18 protein-coding genes are annotated in these 20,054 nt (G+C 41.5%); 14 read left to right on the forward strand and 4 right to left on the reverse strand.

Annotated elements, in window-relative coordinates; translation table 11 throughout:
• Window positions 1–181: 181 nt before the first annotated feature.
• The 10 genes from ndk (at window position 182) to L3V38_RS09390 (ending at window position 10,974) form a co-directional block, all read left to right on the forward strand.
• Window positions 182–613, forward strand: coding sequence for a nucleoside-diphosphate kinase (gene ndk, locus L3V38_RS09345; protein ID WP_036972405.1), 432 nt, complete (start codon window positions 182–184; stop codon window positions 611–613).
• 175 nt (window positions 614–788) lie between these two features.
• A complete protein-coding gene (locus L3V38_RS09350; protein WP_062567705.1) occupies window positions 789–1,919 on the forward strand; it encodes a bifunctional tRNA (adenosine(37)-C2)-methyltransferase TrmG/ribosomal RNA large subunit methyltransferase RlmN in 1,131 nt (376 codons plus the stop codon).
• A gap of 114 nt (window positions 1,920–2,033) precedes the next feature.
• Window positions 2,034–3,692, forward strand: coding sequence for a type IV pilus biogenesis/stability protein PilW (pilW, locus tag L3V38_RS09355; RefSeq protein ID WP_237119218.1), 1,659 nt, complete (start codon window positions 2,034–2,036; stop codon window positions 3,690–3,692).
• Window positions 3,689–4,567: a RodZ domain-containing protein gene (locus tag L3V38_RS09360; RefSeq protein ID WP_237119219.1), complete on the forward strand. Its 879-nt coding sequence runs from the start codon at window positions 3,689–3,691 to the stop codon at window positions 4,565–4,567. The genes pilW and L3V38_RS09360 overlap by 4 nt, the downstream gene beginning before the upstream one ends.
• A gap of 5 nt (window positions 4,568–4,572) precedes the next feature.
• Window positions 4,573–5,691 (forward strand): flavodoxin-dependent (E)-4-hydroxy-3-methylbut-2-enyl-diphosphate synthase, encoded by a 1,119-nt coding sequence (gene ispG / locus L3V38_RS09365; protein ID WP_130151876.1) that lies wholly within the window; start codon window positions 4,573–4,575, stop codon window positions 5,689–5,691.
• Window positions 5,692–5,823: 132 nt separating this feature from the next.
• Entirely contained in the window at window positions 5,824–7,098 is a 1,275-nt protein-coding gene (gene hisS / locus L3V38_RS09370) for a histidine--tRNA ligase (RefSeq protein ID WP_237119220.1), read from the forward strand.
• Window positions 7,099–7,122: 24 nt separating this feature from the next.
• Window positions 7,123–7,743: a tetratricopeptide repeat protein gene (locus tag L3V38_RS09375; protein ID WP_237119221.1), complete on the forward strand. Its 621-nt coding sequence runs from the start codon at window positions 7,123–7,125 to the stop codon at window positions 7,741–7,743.
• Between the two features lie 9 nt (window positions 7,744–7,752).
• The gene (gene bamB, locus L3V38_RS09380; RefSeq protein ID WP_130151879.1) at window positions 7,753–8,931 is read left to right on the forward strand and encodes an outer membrane protein assembly factor BamB; all 1,179 of its coding nucleotides are present in this window, start codon (window positions 7,753–7,755) and stop codon (window positions 8,929–8,931) included.
• A 75-nt stretch (window positions 8,932–9,006) separates the two neighbouring features.
• Window positions 9,007–10,476 carry a ribosome biogenesis GTPase Der gene (gene der / locus L3V38_RS09385; protein WP_237119222.1) on the forward strand — a complete coding sequence of 490 codons (1,470 nt, stop codon included), beginning with the start codon at window positions 9,007–9,009 and terminating at the stop codon, window positions 10,474–10,476.
• A 117-nt stretch (window positions 10,477–10,593) separates the two neighbouring features.
• Window positions 10,594–10,974 (forward strand): glyoxalase, encoded by a 381-nt coding sequence (locus tag L3V38_RS09390; protein WP_237119223.1) that lies wholly within the window; start codon window positions 10,594–10,596, stop codon window positions 10,972–10,974.
• On the opposite strand, the gene L3V38_RS09395 is transcribed toward L3V38_RS09390, so the two are convergent.
• A complete protein-coding gene (locus tag L3V38_RS09395; RefSeq protein ID WP_130151881.1) occupies window positions 10,971–11,396 on the reverse strand; it encodes a MarR family transcriptional regulator in 426 nt (141 codons plus the stop codon). The genes L3V38_RS09390 and L3V38_RS09395 overlap by 4 nt on opposite strands.
• Window positions 11,397–11,586: 190 nt before the next feature.
• Between L3V38_RS09395 and L3V38_RS09400 the strand changes: the two genes are divergently transcribed.
• The gene (locus L3V38_RS09400) at window positions 11,587–12,585 is read left to right on the forward strand and encodes an NADP-dependent oxidoreductase (protein ID WP_237119224.1); all 999 of its coding nucleotides are present in this window, start codon (window positions 11,587–11,589) and stop codon (window positions 12,583–12,585) included.
• A 45-nt stretch (window positions 12,586–12,630) separates the two neighbouring features.
• Here the strand turns inward: L3V38_RS09400 and L3V38_RS09405 are convergent, their stop codons facing one another.
• Together L3V38_RS09405 and L3V38_RS09410 are read right to left on the reverse strand one after the other, a co-directional pair.
• A complete protein-coding gene (locus tag L3V38_RS09405; protein WP_237119225.1) occupies window positions 12,631–13,146 on the reverse strand; it encodes a zf-TFIIB domain-containing protein in 516 nt (171 codons plus the stop codon).
• Window positions 13,147–13,167: 21 nt separating this feature from the next.
• Window positions 13,168–13,755: a DUF4202 domain-containing protein gene (locus tag L3V38_RS09410; protein WP_237119226.1), complete on the reverse strand. Its 588-nt coding sequence runs from the start codon at window positions 13,753–13,755 to the stop codon at window positions 13,168–13,170.
• A gap of 279 nt (window positions 13,756–14,034) precedes the next feature.
• Here L3V38_RS09410 and L3V38_RS09415 point away from each other — a divergent pair, with 279 nt between their 5' ends.
• Window positions 14,035–16,443 carry a bifunctional diguanylate cyclase/phosphodiesterase gene (locus L3V38_RS09415; protein WP_237119227.1) on the forward strand — a complete coding sequence of 803 codons (2,409 nt, stop codon included), beginning with the start codon at window positions 14,035–14,037 and terminating at the stop codon, window positions 16,441–16,443.
• Here L3V38_RS09415 and L3V38_RS09420 read toward each other — a convergent pair.
• Window positions 16,418–16,882 carry a thioredoxin domain-containing protein gene (locus L3V38_RS09420; RefSeq protein ID WP_237119228.1) on the reverse strand — a complete coding sequence of 155 codons (465 nt, stop codon included), beginning with the start codon at window positions 16,880–16,882 and terminating at the stop codon, window positions 16,418–16,420. The genes L3V38_RS09415 and L3V38_RS09420 overlap by 26 nt on opposite strands.
• 151 nt (window positions 16,883–17,033) lie before the next feature.
• Between L3V38_RS09420 and L3V38_RS09425 the strand changes: the two genes are divergently transcribed.
• Both L3V38_RS09425 and L3V38_RS09430 read left to right on the forward strand, forming a co-directional pair.
• Window positions 17,034–17,369, forward strand: coding sequence for a zinc ribbon domain-containing protein YjdM (locus L3V38_RS09425; RefSeq protein WP_130151886.1), 336 nt, complete (start codon window positions 17,034–17,036; stop codon window positions 17,367–17,369).
• A gap of 318 nt (window positions 17,370–17,687) precedes the next feature.
• Entirely contained in the window at window positions 17,688–20,054 is a 2,367-nt protein-coding gene (locus L3V38_RS09430; protein WP_237119229.1) for a heavy metal translocating P-type ATPase, read from the forward strand.

Below are 20,054 nucleotides of genomic sequence, written 5' to 3' on the forward strand. Positions count from 1 at the left end.
ACCGATCAAAAAAATGGCTTAGCCAGCACATAAAAACTGACCTGCAATTACCCCTCAAATAAGGTCATGAAAATGACATTAATGCGCTATTTAATAAAATTAGGAATTTTAACGTAAAGCGCGTATAATTCGCGGCCGTTAATATTTAACCTTTTAAATTTAAAATTATTGGAGCATAAAGATGGCTTTAGAGCGTACTTTTTCAATCGTAAAACCTGATGCAGTTGCTAAAAACCACATCGGTGCTATCTACAACCGTTTCGAAACTGCGGGTCTTAAAATCGTTGCAGCTAAAATGGTTCACCTTTCAAAAGAAAAAGCTGAAGGTTTCTACGCTGAGCACAGCGAGCGTCCTTTCTTCGGTGCTTTAGTTGAGTTCATGACATCTGGTCCAGTAATGGTTACTGTTCTTGAAGGTGAGAACGCAGTACTTAAAAACCGTGAAATCATGGGTGCTACTAACCCTGCTGAAGCACTAGCTGGTACATTACGTGCTGACTACGCAGACAGCATCGACGAAAACGCTGTTCACGGTTCAGACGCTGTTGAATCAGCTGCACGTGAAATCGCATACTTCTTCGCTGACGAAGAAATCTGCCCACGTACTCGTTAATTTCGAGTTCACAGCTAAGTCTGTGATGCAGAAGAAAAAGGGCTTTCGGGCCCTTTTTTAGTCATTAGCTAAGCCTGTTATAAATCTGTTTAGCTAATGACTAAAGCGATTAAATAATGTACAATCGCGCACCCAAATTATTAATACCATCACCGTCACTGATTGAGGTTGTTTCATGGCCACTGAAAAAAAGATTAACTTATTAGATTTAAACCGAGATGCAATGCGCGAGCTATTTGTATCGTTCGGTGAAAAGCCATTTCGTGGCGATCAGGTGATGAAATGGATTTATCATTTTGGTGTAGATAATTTTGACGATATGACAAACGTCAACAAAAAGCTGAAAGAGAAGCTTAAAGCTGAATGTGAAATTGTTGCTCCTGAGATCTCAGTTAAACAAGTGGCAAGTGATGGCACCATCAAATATGCTCTTTTGCTACAAGGTGGCCAAGAAGTTGAAGCTGTGTGGATCCCTGAAAAAGATCGTGCAACTTTATGTGTTTCATCACAAGTTGGGTGTGCTCTTGAATGTACATTCTGCTCAACAGCACAACAAGGCTTTAACCGAAACTTAGCTGTGTCTGAAATCATTGGTCAAGTTTGGCGTGTCGCAAAAGACATCGGTTTAGATGGCGACAGCACTAAACGTCCTGTTACTAACGTTGTAATGATGGGCATGGGTGAGCCATTGCTTAACCTTAAAAATGTTGTCCCAGCGATGGAACTGATGATGGATGATTGGGGTTTTGGCCTGTCAAAACGCCGTGTAACATTAAGTACATCAGGTGTGGTGCCTGCGCTTGATTTATTAAAAGAGAAGATCGACGTCGCACTGGCTATTTCACTTCATGCGCCAAACAATGAGCTGCGTGATGTGCTTGTACCAATTAATAAAAAGTATCCAATTGAAGAGTTTTTAGCGGCGTGCCGTCGTTATATTGATGGCTCTAAAGCAAACAAAGACGTGACAATTGAGTACGTCATGCTGCAAGGTGTCAACGACAGCACAGATCAAGCCCATGAGTTGGTTAAAACACTCAAAGGCACACCATCGAAAGTAAACCTTATTCCATTTAACCCATTCCCAGGGAACGAATATGGTCGTTCGAGCAATAGTCGCATAGACCGTTTCTCTAAAGTATTACAAGCTGCGGGTATTACCTGTATTGTTCGTCGTACTCGCGGTGATGACATTGATGCAGCATGTGGTCAGTTAGTCGGTGATGTTGTTGACCGCACCAAACGCCTAGCGAAAAAGAAAATGCGTGAAGATAATGCAATTTCGGTGAACATTCACCAAGCCTAAACGCGAAAATAAAAGATAAGCCTTTGTAGCAAGCCTGTTATTTTTAAAATAATAGATGCAACACAAAGGCTTTTCGGTAAGATAGGCATACGGAATCAAACAAGAGATTAGGTAATGCGATCTTTACTTGCCATAACTGTTAGTACTTTAGCATTAGCAGGATGTGTCACAGAAAACAGCTACAACGGCAGTAATAAACCCGTTGTAGAGAACAAAATCAACAATACAGGTGCGGCACGCACACGTATAGCACTTGCTCTACAGTATCTAAAAACTGGCAATAACTCGCAAGCAAAATACAACCTAGAACGCGCTGCTGATTTTGCTCCTGAACTCCCTGAAGTCCATTACTCTCTAGCTTATTATTATCAACAGGTTGATGAACCTGAACTTGCAGACAAAGCCTATCAACAAGCATTACGCATTGACCCTAATGATCCTAATACATTAAATAACTATGGTGTGTTTTTGTGCGGTATTGGTGAATATGACCGCGCAGCCGAAGAACTGCTAAAAGCTATTTCGATTCCGAGCTACATCCGGGTAGCAGAAAGTTATGAAAACTTAGCCTTATGTGCTATTGAATTTGATGACTTTGAAAATGCAGAAAAATACTTAAAATCGGCCCTAAGTCATAGTTCACAACGCCCTTCTTCGCTGATCAGCCTCGCAGGCTTATATTACGCTAAAAGCGACTTACATAAAGCACAAGAGGTGGTTGAAAAATATGAAGCAACAGGCAGAGTGACACCACGCGCGCTCATGCTAAGTTATTTAATTCAGCAACGCATGGGACACATAGAAAAAGCCCAAACCACCGCTGGGATTATTTTACAAACGTACCCTGGTTCAACTGAGGCCAAAGCAATTTCATCAGAGCAACTAAAACGCACTGAATTTGAAATTTTGCGCGAAAAGTATCGTCAATCACAGCTCAAAGAATTACAGATCTCAAACAACACCTTTGCTGTCAGTAAAGATCAACCTAAAATACGCATTGTGAAGAAAAAAGCACCGCCAAAAACTTCGCAGCCACAAGTAATAGCAACAAACGTAGCTGCACCAGCAGCCCAACCATCAGCTACAAAAGCTGAAAGTGCGGTCGTTCAAAATACGCCAACCGATAATTCAGTAAACCAAAAAACAATTGTAGAAGAGCCAACTAAAGCAACAACTTCACCAAGCACCCCAGAGGCAGCTCCCGTTGCAACACAGAGTGACGATATTACTATTGTTTCATTTGGCGCGCCAAAAAAACCAGCCACCAAGCAGCAAACAACAAGGCAATCTCAAGCGAAAAGTAATGACGCGAGCACGGTAGTTTTTTACGAAGCAGAAAAAGATGAAAGCGTGTTTAATGCAAACTCACAAGGGACTCAAAACACCACCCAAACGCACTTTAGTGTAACGAACGAGCATACAAACTTACCGATGCTAAACCCAAGTGTACCTGCGCTGAATATCCCTTATCATATTATTCAAAATGGCGAAAACCTGTTTAGCATTTCGGTGCGATACAATGTTAAACTACAGAAAATTTTGCAGTGGAATGGCCTTAAGGAATCGGATCGCGTGCAAAACGGCACAAAAATCTATTTAAACGATCCGCACATTTATCACAACATAAATACCGGTGATACCCTTTTTGGCATTGCCACTGAGCACAGCGTATTGATCGATCAATTAATGCGCTGGAACAAATTAAGTCCAGATGTTGCCCTCGAACCTGGACATAGACTCTTATTGGTAGACCCTAACTCATACGCATTATGAATGAAGAAAAAAATACAGAACAACCGCAAGAAACGCTCGGCCAAGTACTAAAACAGCACCGCGAAAAAGCGGGAATGAGCCTTGAGCAGCTTGCAGGTGCATTGAAATTATCAGTGTTACAATTACAACGTTTAGAAAATGACGAGCACACACTTCTTGGCCCTGCTACTTTTGTAAAAGGCTATGTAAAAAGCTATTGTCGAGAGCTAAAACTAGACTGCCAAGAGATTCTCACTCTCTTACCAAAACATGTTGAACCAACTAAAAAGTCCAACATGCAGAGCTTTTCTCGTCGCACAGAAAAAGAAGCACACGACAGTCGATTAATGCTGTTCAGCTATTTTATTTTAGCGATAGTCATTGGCTCATCCGTATTTTGGTGGTGGCAAAATAGCGCACCAAACTTAGAAGAACCGGTCAGTGCAGCCATGCCAAATCAGCTTGAAAAAAATGAGCCTGTGATGCCGACCGAAGATACGACAGCCGTAGCTCACAATACAGAGCAAACTACTGATTTATCTGCGCCGCAAAACACACCGGTAGATGAAAAACCAGCGACACAAACCGTAGAGTCATCAACACCTGCGGCATCTACAGCAATTGAACAAACGAAAAAAAATGACCCTGAACATAGCACCATTGTTATGAACTTCAATGAAGATAGCTGGGTCGAAATACATGACGGCAATGGCGATCGTGTAGCCTTTGGTGTAAAAAAAGCAGGCTATGTGATGACCGTAACTGGCGCACAGCCGTTTAATATTGTGTTAGGCAAACACCAAGTTGTTGATATTACTTTCCAAGGTGAAGCTATCGACACCTCACACTTTGCCAAAAATCGATTAGCTAAATTTACTTTACCGTTATCAGAGTAACCACAATGTTTTCAGAATCTCCTATTAAACGCAGAAAATCGACACGTATCAATGTAGGTAACGTTCCGATTGGTGACGGCGCCCCGATTGCCGTTCAGTCAATGACAAATACTGATACGCTTGATGTTGATGCCACAGTGGCGCAAATCCAAGCTATTCAAGATGCTGGCGCCGATATTGTGCGTGTTTCAGTCCCAACAATGGATGCTGCTGAAGCGTTTAAAAGCATTAAAGAGCAAGTGACAATTCCACTTGTGACGGATATTCATTTTGACTACCGAATTGCGCTAAAAGTAGCGCAATATGGCGCTGACTGTTTACGTATCAATCCTGGTAATATTGGTAGCGAAGAGCGTATTCGTGCTGTCGTTGATTCTGCGCGCGAGCATAATATTCCAATTCGTATTGGTGTAAATGGCGGCTCATTAGAGCGTGACCTACAAGAAAAGTACGGTGAACCAACACCAGAAGCCCTGCTTGAATCAGCAATGCGCCATGTAGAAATTCTACAACGTTTAGATTTTGATCAATTCAAAGTGTCGGTTAAAGCATCTGATGTATTTTTAGCTGTGGGTGCGTATCGATTGCTTGCAAAAGAAATTGACCAACCATTACACCTAGGTATCACCGAAGCAGGCGGTATGCGTTCTGGCTCTGTTAAGTCAGCCGTAGGTTTAGGAATGCTACTTGCCGAAGGCATTGGTGACACATTGCGCGTTTCCCTTGCTGCCGATCCGGTACAAGAGATAAAAGTGGGTTTTGATATTTTAAAATCACTGCGCATTCGCTCACGCGGCATTAACTTTATTGCCTGCCCTAGCTGCTCACGCCAAGAGTTTGATGTGGTAAATACCATGAACCAGCTCGAAGAGCGTTTAGAAGACGTTGTTGAACCCATGTCGGTATCAGTGATTGGTTGCGTGGTAAATGGCCCAGGCGAAGCGCTGGTTAGCGATATCGGCCTTGCTGGTGCCAACCGTCGTTCTGGCTTATACATCAATGGTGAGCGCCAAAAAGCGCGTATCGATAACGATAACATTGTTGAGCAACTTGAAGGGTATGTGCGTGACTTTATCGCTAAAAAAGAAAAAGAAACGCCAATCGACATCAAAATCGTAGAATAATTCGCATATAGTCGGCAAACCCTTAGGTTTGCCGTTTACCTTTACCGTCCAAACGGTATAATAACGGGTCAATTTTTCAGTTTTCTTGATGCGCGATTTTTTCAGCGCAAGTACAGTATTTAGGATTTATCAGTGGCAAAACAAATTCAGGCAGTGCGTGGTATGAACGATTGTCTGCCAGGCGATACGCAAATTTGGCAGAAAGTAGAAGACATTTTACGTGAAACAGTTTCATCGTTTGGTTATCAAGAAATTCGTTTTCCTATTGTTGAATCAACCGACCTCTTTAAGCGTTCAATCGGTGAAGTAACCGATATCGTTGAAAAAGAAATGTACACCTTTGCTGACCGAAATGGCGATAACTTAACTCTTCGTCCAGAAGGGACTGCGGTATGTGTGCGTGCAGGTAATCAAAACGGTTTACTGTACAACCAAGAACAACGTTTATGGTACATGGGTCCGATGTTCCGTCACGAGCGTCCACAAAAAGGCCGTTACCGTCAATTCCACCAATTTGGCTTAGAAACATTCGGCATCGCCACTGCTGATATCGATGCAGAAGTTATTTTGCTAACAGCCCAATTATGGAAAGAATTTGGTATCAGCGAGCACGTTCGCCTTGAACTTAACTCACTAGGCTCAAATGAAGCACGTGCTGAATACCGTGATGCACTCATAGCTTACTTAGAGCAACATGTCGATGTGCTTGATGAAGACTCTAAACGTCGTATGCACACTAACCCATTACGCGTTCTAGATAGTAAAAACCCTGATGTACAAGCTATTTTAACAGATGCTCCTAAGCTATCTGAGCACTTAGACGCTGAATCAAAAGAACATTTTGAAAATTTATGTGAACGTTTAGACGCCGCAGGCGTCGAATACACGGTAAATGAAAAGCTCGTGCGCGGCCTTGACTACTACAACCGCACCGTTTTTGAGTGGGTGACAGACAGCCTAGGCGCACAAGGAACGGTTTGTGCCGGTGGCCGTTATGATGGCCTAGTTGAACAACTTGGTGGTAAAGCTACGCCAGCCGTTGGTTTTGCAATGGGTCTTGAGCGCTTAGTACTGTTACTTCAAGCGTTAGAATCCGTTGGTGACATTCGACGTAGTGCTGATGTATATTTGGCAGCCATGGGCGATAAAGCCAGTATTCAAGCACCGCTTATTGCCGCTCAATTACGTAAAGATGTTGCGGGCTTACGTGTGATGGTGCACGCTGGCGGCGGCAACTTTAAAAAGCAATTAAAACGCGCAGATAAGAGCGACGCATTAGTCGCGGTAATTATCGGCGAAGATGAATTAGAACAAGGCGTTGTGACTATTAAGTACTTACGAGAGCGTAAAGAACAAGTCACCCTAAAATTAGAAGAAGCGAAGACGCTACTTGCTGCGCTTATATAAGCCCAGTGAGCAATAGAGGTAAGCATGGATATTTATTCAACAGAAGAACAACAAGCAGAAGCAATTAAACGCTTTTTTCGTGAAAATGGTGTCGCACTAGCTATTGGTATTGTTGCTGGTTTAGGTGGTTTATACGGTTGGAAAGCGTATAACCAAAACCAAATCACAACGGCTGAAACAGCATCAGACTCTTTCACAAAACTTGTTGATAGCGGCGCAGTGTTAGACAAAGCAGATACGTTTATCAATGAGAATAGCGAATCAAGCTACAGTACCCTAACAGCATTTGTTGCAGCAAAAGAAGCGGTAGAAAAAAATGATCTTGATGCAGCAAGCGAAAAGCTTAACTGGATCATCACGAATGAGAAAAACCCTGAGTTAAAAGCAACAGCTACAACACGTCTTGCACGTGTTCATATTGCCCAAAAACAATATGAGCAAGCCCTAGCTACTTTGAACTCGCAGTTACCTGAATCATTTGCAGCAACTGTCGCTGAACTTAAAGGTGATATTTTTTCTGCGCAAGGTGATAAGGCTCAGGCTCGTACACAGTACCAAGCAGCTGCTGACAAAGGGGGTCTTGAGAATAACCCTTTATTACAAATTAAACTTGATGACTTAGCACAAACTAGCCCAGCGGCGTAAGGGGTTAAGATGAAGAAGTTAACAGCGGCTACACTTGCTCTGTGTATTGCAACCCTAACAGGGTGTTCGTCAAGTGATGACGAAGAAGAGTTAGTGCTGCCAGAAATCGTTAATCAATTTGAAACAGATATCATTTGGCAAGAATCAATCGGTGATGGTGTAGAGCATTACTTTTCTCGCCTAACACCTGCGGTGCATAATGATGTTGTGTTTGTTGCAAACCGTGAAGGTGAAGTTGAAGCCCTATCGCTTGAAAATGGCGATACACTGTGGCAAACAGACGTACGTGAAAACCCAGCGTTTTGGCCATGGGAAAGCACTGAAAGCGCAAAGCTTTCAGGCGGTATTTTACAAGCATATGGCAAAATTTTTGTTGGCTCTGAGCATGGCTACTTAACCGCGCTTGATCGCGAAACAGGTGAAATTGTCTGGCGTAAAACCATGCCAGGTGAAGTGCTGTCTAAACCAGCCGCCGGTGATGGTCTTGTGTTCGTTAACTTGGGCTCAGGTAAACTATTAGCTGTTCACCCAGATACAGGTGAAGAGCGTTGGCGCTTTGAACAAGAAGTTCCACCTCTTACGTTACGCGGGCAAAGCTCCCCAACCGTTGCAAATGGTGGTGTTCTACTTGGCCTTGAAACGGGTCGATTAAGCGTGCTTATTTCAGAAAATGGCTACTCTGCATGGAGTGCTGAAATTGCAACGCCAAAAGGGGCTTCTGAATTCGAGCGTCTTGTTGATGTTGATACACAAGCATTAATTAGTGGCCCATATGCTTACGCTATCGCCTATAATGGTAACTTAGCAGCTGTTGATATTCGTTCTGGTAATGTTGTCTGGAAACGAGAGTACAGCAGCTATCGTGACTTATCTATGGATAGCCAACATATTTACGTTGTCGATAGCGATGGCGTAATTTATGCTCTAGATAAATCATCAGGCATTGAACGTTGGAGTCAGCCAGCACTACGCGGTTGGTACCTTACAGGACCAACCATTGCAGGAAACTATATAGCCCTTGGCGACCAAGAAGGTAACCTACATTGGCTAAATAAAGAAACAGGTGAACTTGTTTCTCGTGAAGACTTTGACAGCTCAGGTTTCTTCGTTGAGCCTGTTGTGGCTGGTGACAAATTAATTTTATACACCCGAGATGGTGAAGTTAGCGCGGTTAAAATTCCAGACTAACTTATTAATATTACTTGTACTTTTTATAAGGCTTCGCTTAGCGAAGCCTTTTGTTGTTTTTTTAAGAGGTAGTTTATGCTTCCCGTGATCGCTCTTGTTGGGCGACCCAATGTGGGCAAATCCACATTATTTAACCGTTTAACACGTACTCGTGACGCCCTCGTTGCCGACTTTCCTGGCTTAACACGAGATAGAAAATATGGCCAAGCTGATTACGATGGCTATGAATTTATCGTGGTAGACACGGGCGGTATCGACGGCTCTGAACATGGTATCGAAACAGAAATGGCTGAGCAGTCGCTGCTTGCGATTGAAGAGGCTGATATCGTGCTATTTTTAGTTGATGCCCGTGCGGGTATGACTGCCGCAGACCAAGCAATTGCTAATCACTTACGTAAACAGCAAAAAAAATGCTTTGTTGTTGCCAATAAAGTAGATGGTATTGATGCAGACTCATACTGTGCAGAGTTTTTCCAATTAAGCTTGGGTGATATTCATCATATTGCGGCGGCTCACGGCCGTGGCATCACACAACTACTTGAAACAACTCTGCAACCTGTGATCGCTGAACTTGCTGGTGAAACAGAAGATCTTGAAGAAAGTGATGACGAACTCGTTGATCTTTATAGTGAAGATGAAGAAGGCGAAGACAACGCGCAAGCCTTTGCCGATAAACCTGTAAAGCTCGCTATTATTGGTCGTCCTAATGTAGGTAAGTCAACACTAACAAACCGTATCTTAGGCGAAGAACGTGTTATTGTTTACGATATGCCGGGCACAACACGCGATTCTATCTATATTCCGATGACCCGTAACGATAAAGAGTACATCTTGATCGATACCGCTGGTGTTCGTAAGCGTAAGAAAGTAAGCGATGTAGTTGAAAAGTTCTCAGTGATCAAAACCCTTAAAGCAATTGAAGATGCCAACGTTGTATTACTGGTTGTTGATGCACGCGAAGGTATTTCTGATCAAGACTTAAGCTTACTTGGCTTTGCTCTTAATGCGGGGCGATCGTTGGTTGTTGCGGTAAATAAATGGGACGGCCTTGACGATTACGTGAAAGAGCGCATTAAGTCTGAGCTTGACCGTCGTTTAGGTTTTATTGACTTCGCACGTTTACACTTTATTTCTGCTTTACATGGTACCGGAGTTGGTCACTTATTTGAGTCAGTAGACGAAGCGTACGAGTCAGCAACTAAGCGTATTAGCACAGCGATGCTACGTCGTATCATGGATATGGCGCAAGCAGATCACCAGCCGCCACTCGTTCGCGGTCGTCGTGTTAAGCTTAAGTATGCGCATGCTGGTGGTTATAACCCGCCACGCATCGTTATTCATGGTAACCAAGTGCATGACTTACCAGACAGCTACAAGCGCTACCTGATGAATTACTATCGTAAAGCATTAGGTATTATGGGCACGCCAATCAAAATTGAATTTAGAGAAGGCGATAACCCATACGCAGGCCGTACTAATAAAGTAACGCTATCGCAAAAACGTAAAATACGTGCCTTTGCGAAAGAAAACCGTAATAAATCTTAACGACGGTATCTATTAAGATGAAACCTTGTAATTAACACTTACAAGGTTTTTTTATCTCTGCAAAATCGTTAAAAGTATGCTTTATTTAAAGAATCAATAATCACTTAGAGTGTACAAATGGAGTTTATAAGTCAGGTTATTTACGTCGATAACGTAGAAGAAGTACTCGACTTTTATTATCAAGCATTTGCTTTAAATACCAATCATATCAGTGACGATGCAGAGTATGGCGAGCTCGTAACGGGCACGGTGAAATTAGCATTTGCCACTCACCCATATGCCCAATCGTATTTTAAACAAGGCTACATTCGCGCCCACCCAAAGCAACCTGCGCTTGGATTTGAGCTACGTTTTAATTGTAACAACTTAGTTGAAAGCTACGATAAAGCTGTGCTTGCTGGGGCAGAACCTTTATGCCCACCAACCAAAAAAGATGCTCAGCACTATGCCTATGTTCGCGCAATCGAGGGTACCCTCATTTGTCTAATAGAGCTTTAGCTTTTTGTTAGATCTGAATGAAGCTCTAATGTAAGTAGGCGAAGTTGCTCTAAGCGTTCCAAGCTCATATTTGAGCGCGCCATTAATTGTGAGGTAAGTTCTTCAGCGTCAGTTTTCAGCTGCATGCCCTGCCCTGTTAACGAAATCACTTTTTTTCGTTCATCTTCACTAGACACTTGGCGAGTTAATAAGCCTTTTCCTTCAAGACGCTTAACAATGGGCGTTAACGTACCTGAATCTAGATGGGTATCACGCGAAAGCTCTTTTAAACTCACTTGATTCTTGTACCAAAGAGAATGCATCACTATGTATTGTGGGTAAGTTAAATCATAAGCTTCAAGAATTGGTCGAAACGCTCTGATCAATGCATTAGTCGCACTGTATAGCGTGAAGCATACATTGTCTGAAAGATTTTGACTCATAGTATTACCTTTGCGTGAAATAGGTGGCTATTATTACGTTAATTTAGTTTGCGCGCAAATTATTTTCTCAGATCACTTGCTATTTTATAAAAAGATCATTAAATTGATCGCAAACAGTTTGCGCGCAAATAGTTTGTGCTCATCTAAACTTATAGCAATCACTTTTAATGGTTAATACCCCGAGGTTTTTATGGTCACAAGTCAACAAATTCATTTGGTTTCACGCCCTACAGGTATCCCAACACATGACAATTTTTCACTCGTTGATATCCAACTTCCTGATTTAAAAGATGGCGAAGTACTTATCAAGAATACTTGGATGTCGGTTGATCCGTATATGCGTCCACGTATGATTGACCGTGAGTCATATATTGCCCCATTTAAGTTAAATGAAGTTATGGAAGCTGGTGCTATCGGCGAAGTGATTGAATCTCGTAATGATCAATTTCCTGTTGGCAGTAAAGTAAGCCATATTAGCGGTTGGCGCACCGAGCATATTAGTGATGGTAGCGATTTAACATTACTGCCAGATGTGCCACTACCTGATCAACTATTCTTGAGTACCATGGGCATGACAGGCTTAACTGCATGGGCTGGCCTGACTAAAGTCATCACACTAAAAGAAACCGATACGGTATTTGTATCCGCTGCCTCTGGTGCTGTTGGTAGCGTAGTGTGTCAAATTGCTAAACTCAAAGGATGTAAGGTTATTGCATCTGTTGGCTCTGACGAAAAAGCGCAAATGGTCAAAGAGTTAGGCGTAGATGAAGTTATTAATTACAAAACGGTAGATAACCTCACTCAGGCACTAAAACAAGCTGCTCCAGAAGGGATTGATGTTTATTTTGAAAATGTCGGCGGCGAGCACTTAGAGGCTGCGCTCAATGTCATGAATGATTATGGCCGCATTCCTGTATGTGGCATGATCTCTGGCTACAATAACGATACTGCGCAGCCTGGACCAAGTAATCTATTTTTCATAAACTCTAAAAAGCTTACTGTGCAAGGGTTTATTGTTATTGATTACTTTGACCAGTTTCCTGAATTTATTGAGCAAATGAGCGCATGGATGAGTGAGGGTAAAATTAAATCTGAAGAAACGATTTACCAAGGCATTGAACATGCTGTCGATGCATTTCTTGGCTTATTTGAGGGTAAAAATAAAGGTAAAATGTTAGTTAAGTTATAAAGTTAGCAAAAGCCTGTGCACTTTTTTGTGGCAGGCTTTGCTCATCTAGTCGCTTAATAAAGACAAATACGCAAGCTCTGCGAGCTTTTGCAGGTTCGAATTTTCACCGGCAGCAGACTTTTCTACATGAATATGATGACGCCGTTTTGGGATTTTAACTTGAATAAAGCCATTGTTATTTGCCATGTCGATACGCAGCATTTCACGCTCTTTTGGGGTTAGGTGATTCTCATGAATTTTTTCAAGTTCCCCATTATCTAGCCAAATTGCAGCGCAGTTCGGACACTCATCAATTTCCACCACTTTGAGCGGCGTAAAAAAGCGCCGCATCATGACAACATCAGGACACTTAGGGCAGTGAATCCGCTTATTTAAATCTATTGACTCTAGTGGCAGAGTTTGTAAATGAGCCACCAGCACTTGTGCGGGCTTTAACCTTGGATCGCTGAAATGAAAGATTTGTCGATTATCAAAAAACACACCGCCAGTTGGGGATAAATAAACCTTAATATCACCAATAGTGGTTTCTTCAAGCGCTACTTTTGTTCGCGGGCAATACATTTTACATCCTTGTCTATTACTTTAGCTTAGTGCTTTTGTAATTAATGGTTTAAGCGGCTCTGGTAATTTAATGTTACCAGTGAGTACAAATTCATGTGCCTTGTCCGACATTTTTTGCCATGTTTTACGAATAATGCCCAGCCATTTTTGCTCATCGTAATCAGGTTTGCTACTTGCAAAATCAAGCATGTAATGTTCAATAAACACAAGACTTGCGATATCTTCAATGAGTTGGCTGTCGGGGTTACGTTTTATATTCTTTTTAGCGACTGCTGCATAGACACGCTCGCATTCATCTGACGAATAGCCCGCCTGTTGCATTAACGTTGTAACACGTTCTGCATGAAAATCATATAAAGCAGTACGCCATTGATAGTAGCCTTGTTTTCCTAATGGAAAGTCACTTCGAGGGGAGCGCCAACGTTCAATGTGTTGTCCGTGGGCTGCGATACACATCAATTCATCTGCCGATGGATTAAAACGCTGCAACATCTCACTCATACGCATCGCGTAGAGGCTCTCTTTGGCATAGGGATTCCCATCTACAGTCACTTTATTAGGGTCTGCAGCATTCGCTTTATCTATGGCTTTAATCACACTTTGGTACATTGCTTTTACACTTCTCAATTTCAAGTTACTGTTTCTCGGTACAAATATTTGTACTTTAAACAGTAATAAACGTCCAATTTTATGCCTACTAACTAGACAATAAAACAACCCTAAACTAGTATTTTTAAGAACAAGCTCAATACTTAAATTGCAATATTAATCGGGAATACGAACTCTTTGCGAAATAATAACAAATCCTCACTTAGTGTGATCTCTTTCATTCTAACTTTTTGCTTATTTTCGATTATTGCATTTAAAGTTTATCTCGACAGACAAACAATGCATCGTATTGAGCAAGAGTCTGTTCTTGATAGTTATACAAGCGATTTAAAAACAAACCTAGAAACAGCATTGCTCGGCCCTTACTTAATTAGAGATGCGATGCGTGATAACAGCTATACCAAAACACAGTTTGAAACACTCGCCAAGCATATCCTTAAACATAGTGACGGTAGTCAAACCATTCAACTCGCTCCAAATGGTGTTATTACTTATAGTTATCCGCTTGTTACACACGAAGGAGTCATTAACAGTAATTTGTTTGCTGTCCCTTCAATAAAACCCTCCTTAGAAAAAGCCATTCAAACTGAGCAAATGCAGCTTGATGGCCCAAAGCAACTCTCTCAAGGGGGAGCAGGATTAGTTGCCCGCTTACCTATATTCAACAAAGACTCTTTCTGGGGATTTAGTATAGTAGTGCTTCGCTTTCCTGAGTTTATTAATAAAATAAAATTAAAACATGTATCCCACTCCCATATTATCGAAGTGTGGCAAAACAACGATGGGAACTACATTCCTTTACTAGGAGAACATGCGTTTAATAATGCTAAATGGGAAACACGTTCACTCCCTGTCAAAAATCAATTATGGGTAGTAGGGATAAAAGATGAATTTGAATATCGTGCTTATGCTGAGATAGGCATATTAACCTTTATTGTTTTAGTTTTTTCATCTTTAATAAGTTACTTAATTAGCATTACTTTTCGCCTGCGCGAACATGAAAAAAACTTAGAGTCATTGCTAACAAAGCGAACCAATGAACTTTCTGAGCAAGCTCTAGCCTTAAAACAAGCCCAAACACTGAGCGGTGTAGGCAGTTGGTACATTTCGCCTTACAGTGAATCGAGACATCTTTCTGCGCAAGCAACTAAATTATTTAAAACGAAGTCACCTAAGCAGCCAATCCAACAAGTATGCGACCAAATCAATAATACCTACAAAAATGCATTTCTTAATTTTATTAACGCTAAACCAGCCAGCCCCAGTGAGCTTGAGTACACAATAAAAATCAATGGTGAACAACGCTGGTTTCATGAGTATGCTGAATGGAATAACAAAACAAAAACCTTGGTGGGAACAGTAGAAGATATTAGTGCTGAAAAGCAAAAACAGCATGAACTGTATCAACAAGCTCATTTTGATCCCATAACGGGGTTAGCAAACCGCCACTACAGCGAAAAATATATCACCAGCCTTTGCCCTAAAAACCAATACAACTCAGGTTTAACTCTAATTTGCCTAGAAATTAAAGGCTATAGGCAAATTGAAGACATGTACGGATATAAGGCGTCAAATGAACTACAAAAAGCCTTAGCCAATCGCTTAATTGAGTTTGCAGAGCAACACCAAGCATTCTGCTCTTCTATTAAATCAGGCTGCTTTATGCTCTTGCTAAAAGAAGGCGTTTTTGACGAAGAACTTGCGACTCTCATCGATGAGCTACAACACCGTGTCGCAGGGCTGATTGAAACAGCGGGCACAGCTCATTTTTATCATTTTTATGTTGGCATAGGCTATCCGCACTTACAGAATTTAGATGCAGCAGAGCAAATTAACACAACGTTAATTGCCATGAATGAATGCCATCGACAGAAAAAAGCCTACACCATTTACAGTCAGTCTCTTAAAGACAAATTAATCGCACAAAGTGATTTAGAAAGTGACTTAAGGCATGCACTTTCAACCGATAAACAACTTAGTATGGTGTATCAACCCATTGTAAATACAAAAGATGGAAAACTGATAGGCTGCGAGGCACTTGTTCGCTGGCAACATCCTGTACGGGGTTTTGTATCTCCACAGGAGTTTATCGCCATTGCTGAGCAATCTGAGCTAATTAACCTCCTTTCACGCTGGATTGTCGCAAGAGTCGCAAAAGATTGCCACAGCCTTGTGGAGAACAATATCCATGTAAAAATGTCGATCAACTTATCACGTAAACAGTTTTCAGATGCGCACCTTGTTAATCGACTAACAAGTGAAAAAGCGCAGCTATTTCCTGCTACACAAAAAATTAATTTAGAAATTACCGAATCAGCGCTATTTCAAAATACACAGTACGCCATTAGTTTAATGCATGAACTCAAGGCCGTTGGATTTGACTTATCACTTGATGACTTTGGCACTGGCTATTCATCACTCGCCTCGATTCAACAATTCCCATTAGATAATGTAAAAATAGACCGCGCCTTTATTTGTAACTGTGTTGAAAATCCACGCGATGGTTTATTTTTGCAGACCATGAGTGACTTAGCCCATCAATTGAATCTTACTATCACAGCTGAAGGGGTTGAGAGTTCAGAGCAGTGGGAGCTGGTCAGCGATAAAAGCATTGATTATGTGCAAGGGTATTTAATTTCAATGCCTTTACCGATTGAGGAGTTTATAAAATTTGACCCTGAATTGTGAGATCAACAGCAATACTTTGCTTTGGTTTCTCAATCATACGCACAAGCTCTTTTTCACCATCGCTGACAATGATGGTAGGCGTATAACGTACATCGTATTGCTTAGCCAGACCATTAGGGTCGAGTTTATCATAGCCTACCGCCACTAAACGCAGCGAATCTAACTGTACCTTTGCAGCATTGAGTAATTTTAAAAAGCGCGGTACTTCTCGTTTTGAGTCATGACACCAAGTACCCAAAAATACCAATACTTGCTTACCTTGCAGTGCTTTAATTTTTACAAGCTCTTCTTTGCTTGGCGAAAAGCTCCCATACTCTTTATTAAATGCAGGGTAATCTTTGAGTAAATCATCGGTGGTAATGTCTCCTCTGTGAGGGGCGTCCGTTGCATAAGCCATACTTGAAAATAGCACTAACAAAGCAGCTAAAAATCGTATCATTATTATATTTCCCTTTCATAAAGCTGTATCACATTAACTTAGACAAAACTCGTTAATTTAATAAAATCAACGCTCATAAATGAGCAAACAATCGAATCCTTTTGCCAAAACGGTTAAACTACAAAGAATCAAATGATTAAGAGTGAAGTGTATGTCTTATCCTCCCTGTCCACAATGTAATTCGGAATATGTTTATCCGGAACAAAATAATCTTATCTGCCCAGAGTGCGCCCATGAATGGAATCCTGATGCGGTCAATGAAGATGACATCATCAATGTAAAAGACGCTAACGGCACGTTATTGGCTGATGGCGACAAAGTAACCGTTGCAAAAGACTTAAAAATCAAAGGCAGCTCACAAGTCATTAAAATCGGCACCAAAGCGTTAATCCGCCGAGTGCTTGATAAAAAAGATCACGAACTCGACTGTAAAGTTGATGGTGTCGGTGAAATGATGGTGACAGCTAAGTTCGTTAAAAAAGCCTAGTATTGAGCCAGCCTTTTGCTCACTTAAAAGTGGCTCAAGAGCCATATCAAAAAACCATTTGCTAAAGGCTAAGGACTAAGCTTGGCCTCTAACAAGTATTACAATTTCTAAAATTAGTAATCCCTTTGTTCTTTAGCTTATTTTATCAGCCTCTATTAAGCTTCATTAATTCAATCAGAAAACGTCAATATTGAAATAAATCAACATGTCATAAGCCATCGCCATGTTAAGGTAAATATATTCGCTGAAAAACTGTTTGACCTTCCCCTTGTGGTAAGGTTTAGCCTAGCACTATCTAATTATTTAGGAAGAACTATCATGGCAACGAATATACAGCTGATCATAAAAGGTATGTCCTGCGCTTCATGTGCAAACCGAATTGAAAAAGCATTAAACTCTGTTGCAGGTGTGACACAAGCGAACGTAAATTTCGCAACAGAAACAGCCAATATACAAGGCGATATGTTGTTTAGTGAGCTTCAAAAAGCAGTTAGTTCTGCAGGCTATGAAATAGAAACAACCGAGAAATCTTTCAAAGTCATAGGTATGACTTGCTCATCCTGTGCAGGCCGTGTAGAAAAAAGCTTATTAAATGTGCCTGGGGTGATCTCTGCTAATGTAAATTTAGCGACTGAACACGTTAACCTTGTTCTAGCCTCTTCCGTTTCCGATGAGAGTTTACAACTTGCTGTTGCTAACGCTGGCTATGAATTACTTATTAAAGATAAAGCCTTTAAAGCAGAGCATCAAAAAATAGAGCCTAGCTTTTTTAAAAAAGACAAATGGCCTGTTGTTGGCGCGGTAACTCTAACAATTCCATTAGTGATGCCTATGATAGGTATGCTATTTGGCGCTGATTGGATGTTACCTGCATTTTGGCAATGGCTATTAGCTACGCCTGTACAATTTTATTTTGGTGCGCGATTCTATAAAGCTGGCTGGCATGCACTCAAAGCACGCACGGGCAATATGGACTTACTAGTCTCGATTGGGACAAGTGCCGCGTATGGTTTGTCTTTATACACATGGCTCAGCTTTGAGGGCCATCACGGTGCACCTCATTTATATTTTGAAAGTAGCGCGGCCGTTCTTACTCTTGTACTGCTAGGTAAATATTTAGAAAAGCGCGCCAAAAAACGTACTACAGATGCATTACAAGCATTAGAAAATTTAAAACCGACATCTGCAACAGTATGGCGTGATAATCAGTGGCAAGCGATTAGCGCAGCTGAGCTTAAAAAAGATGACTTAGTCAAAGTTCTCCCCGGCGAGCGGATCCCCTCTGATGGCATCATATCCAAAGGCACTAGCCACGTTGATGAAGCTTTAATAAGTGGAGAAAGCATTCCACTTTATAAAGGGAGTGGCGATAAAGTAACGGGTGGTGCAGTAAATCTGGATGGCGTATTAGAGTTTAAAGCCTCAGCCGTAGGCGCTGAATCAACATTAGCCAAAATAATTAGTTTAGTAGAACAAGCACAAGGAGCTAAAGCTCCCGTTCAAGCCATGGTTGACAAAATCAGTAGTGTCTTTGTGCCAGTAGTACTAATTATTGCTCTGGTCACATTTTTAGTTTGGGGTGTGATTTTTAATGATTGGACGCAAGGCATTCTGCATGGCGTGGCTGTACTTGTTATAGCCTGTCCTTGTGCCTTAGGTTTAGCAACACCCGCAGCTATTATGGCAGGTACAGGCACCGCAGCACGTCATGGTATCTTAGTCAAAGATGCAATAGCGCTTGAGCAAGCCACAAAAATTAACTATGTAGTATTTGATAAAACAGGCACTTTAACTGAAGGAAAGCCTGAACTTATGCAAATAACGCCATTGCAAGGCACTGAAGAAAATACGCTAACTTTAGCCTACGCACTATCACAAAATAGTGAGCACCCACTATCGAAAGCCGTAGTTAACTATGCTGAAAATAATCAATTTAAACTTGAAGACGTTTCAGCGTTTTTAGTGGTTGCAGGTAAAGGTGTAAAAGCCAAAATAGGTGAGCAAGAGATATTGTTAGGCTCAGGTAACTGGATGCAAGAACTAGGGCTCACACTACCAACAGAACTGATTTCTATTCAAGGGGCGTCAGTTTCTTGGTTAGCAAAAAAGAGCAATGATAATGTTGAACTAATAGGGTTATTCTGTTTTGCTGACAAAGCTAAGCCTGAAGCAAAAAATGCGATAGAAAAGCTGCAAAGAGCAGGCGTAAAAGTTGCAATGCTGACTGGCGACTCAAAGGCAAGTGCTCAGTATATCGCCAAACAATTAAAGCTTGATGATGTGCAAGCCGAGGTGTTACCACAAGGTAAAGCGAAGGCTATTGCTGAGTATCAGCAACAAGGTTATAAAGTTGCTATGGTAGGAGACGGTATAAATGACGCTCCTGCTCTTGCCAGTGCAGATCTTGGTATCGCCATGGCAACTGGCACTGAGGTTGCCGTGAGTGCTGCTGCCATCACTTTAATGCGTGGTAACCCAGAGCTAGTTTCATCGTCTTTAAAACTAGCTAATGCAACCTATCGCAATATTCAGCAAAACCTATTTTGGGCTTTTGCATTTAACACGATAGGAATACCTTTAGCCGCGCTTGGTTTTTTAAACCCAGTTATCGCCAGTGCAGCAATGGCATGTAGCAGTATATTTGTTGTAACTAATGCATTGAGATTACAACGTATGTCGCTTTAG

Origin of the sequence: Pseudoalteromonas sp. L1 (assembly GCF_021728095.1) — a bacterium.
Lineage (GTDB): Bacteria > Pseudomonadota > Gammaproteobacteria > Enterobacterales > Alteromonadaceae > Pseudoalteromonas.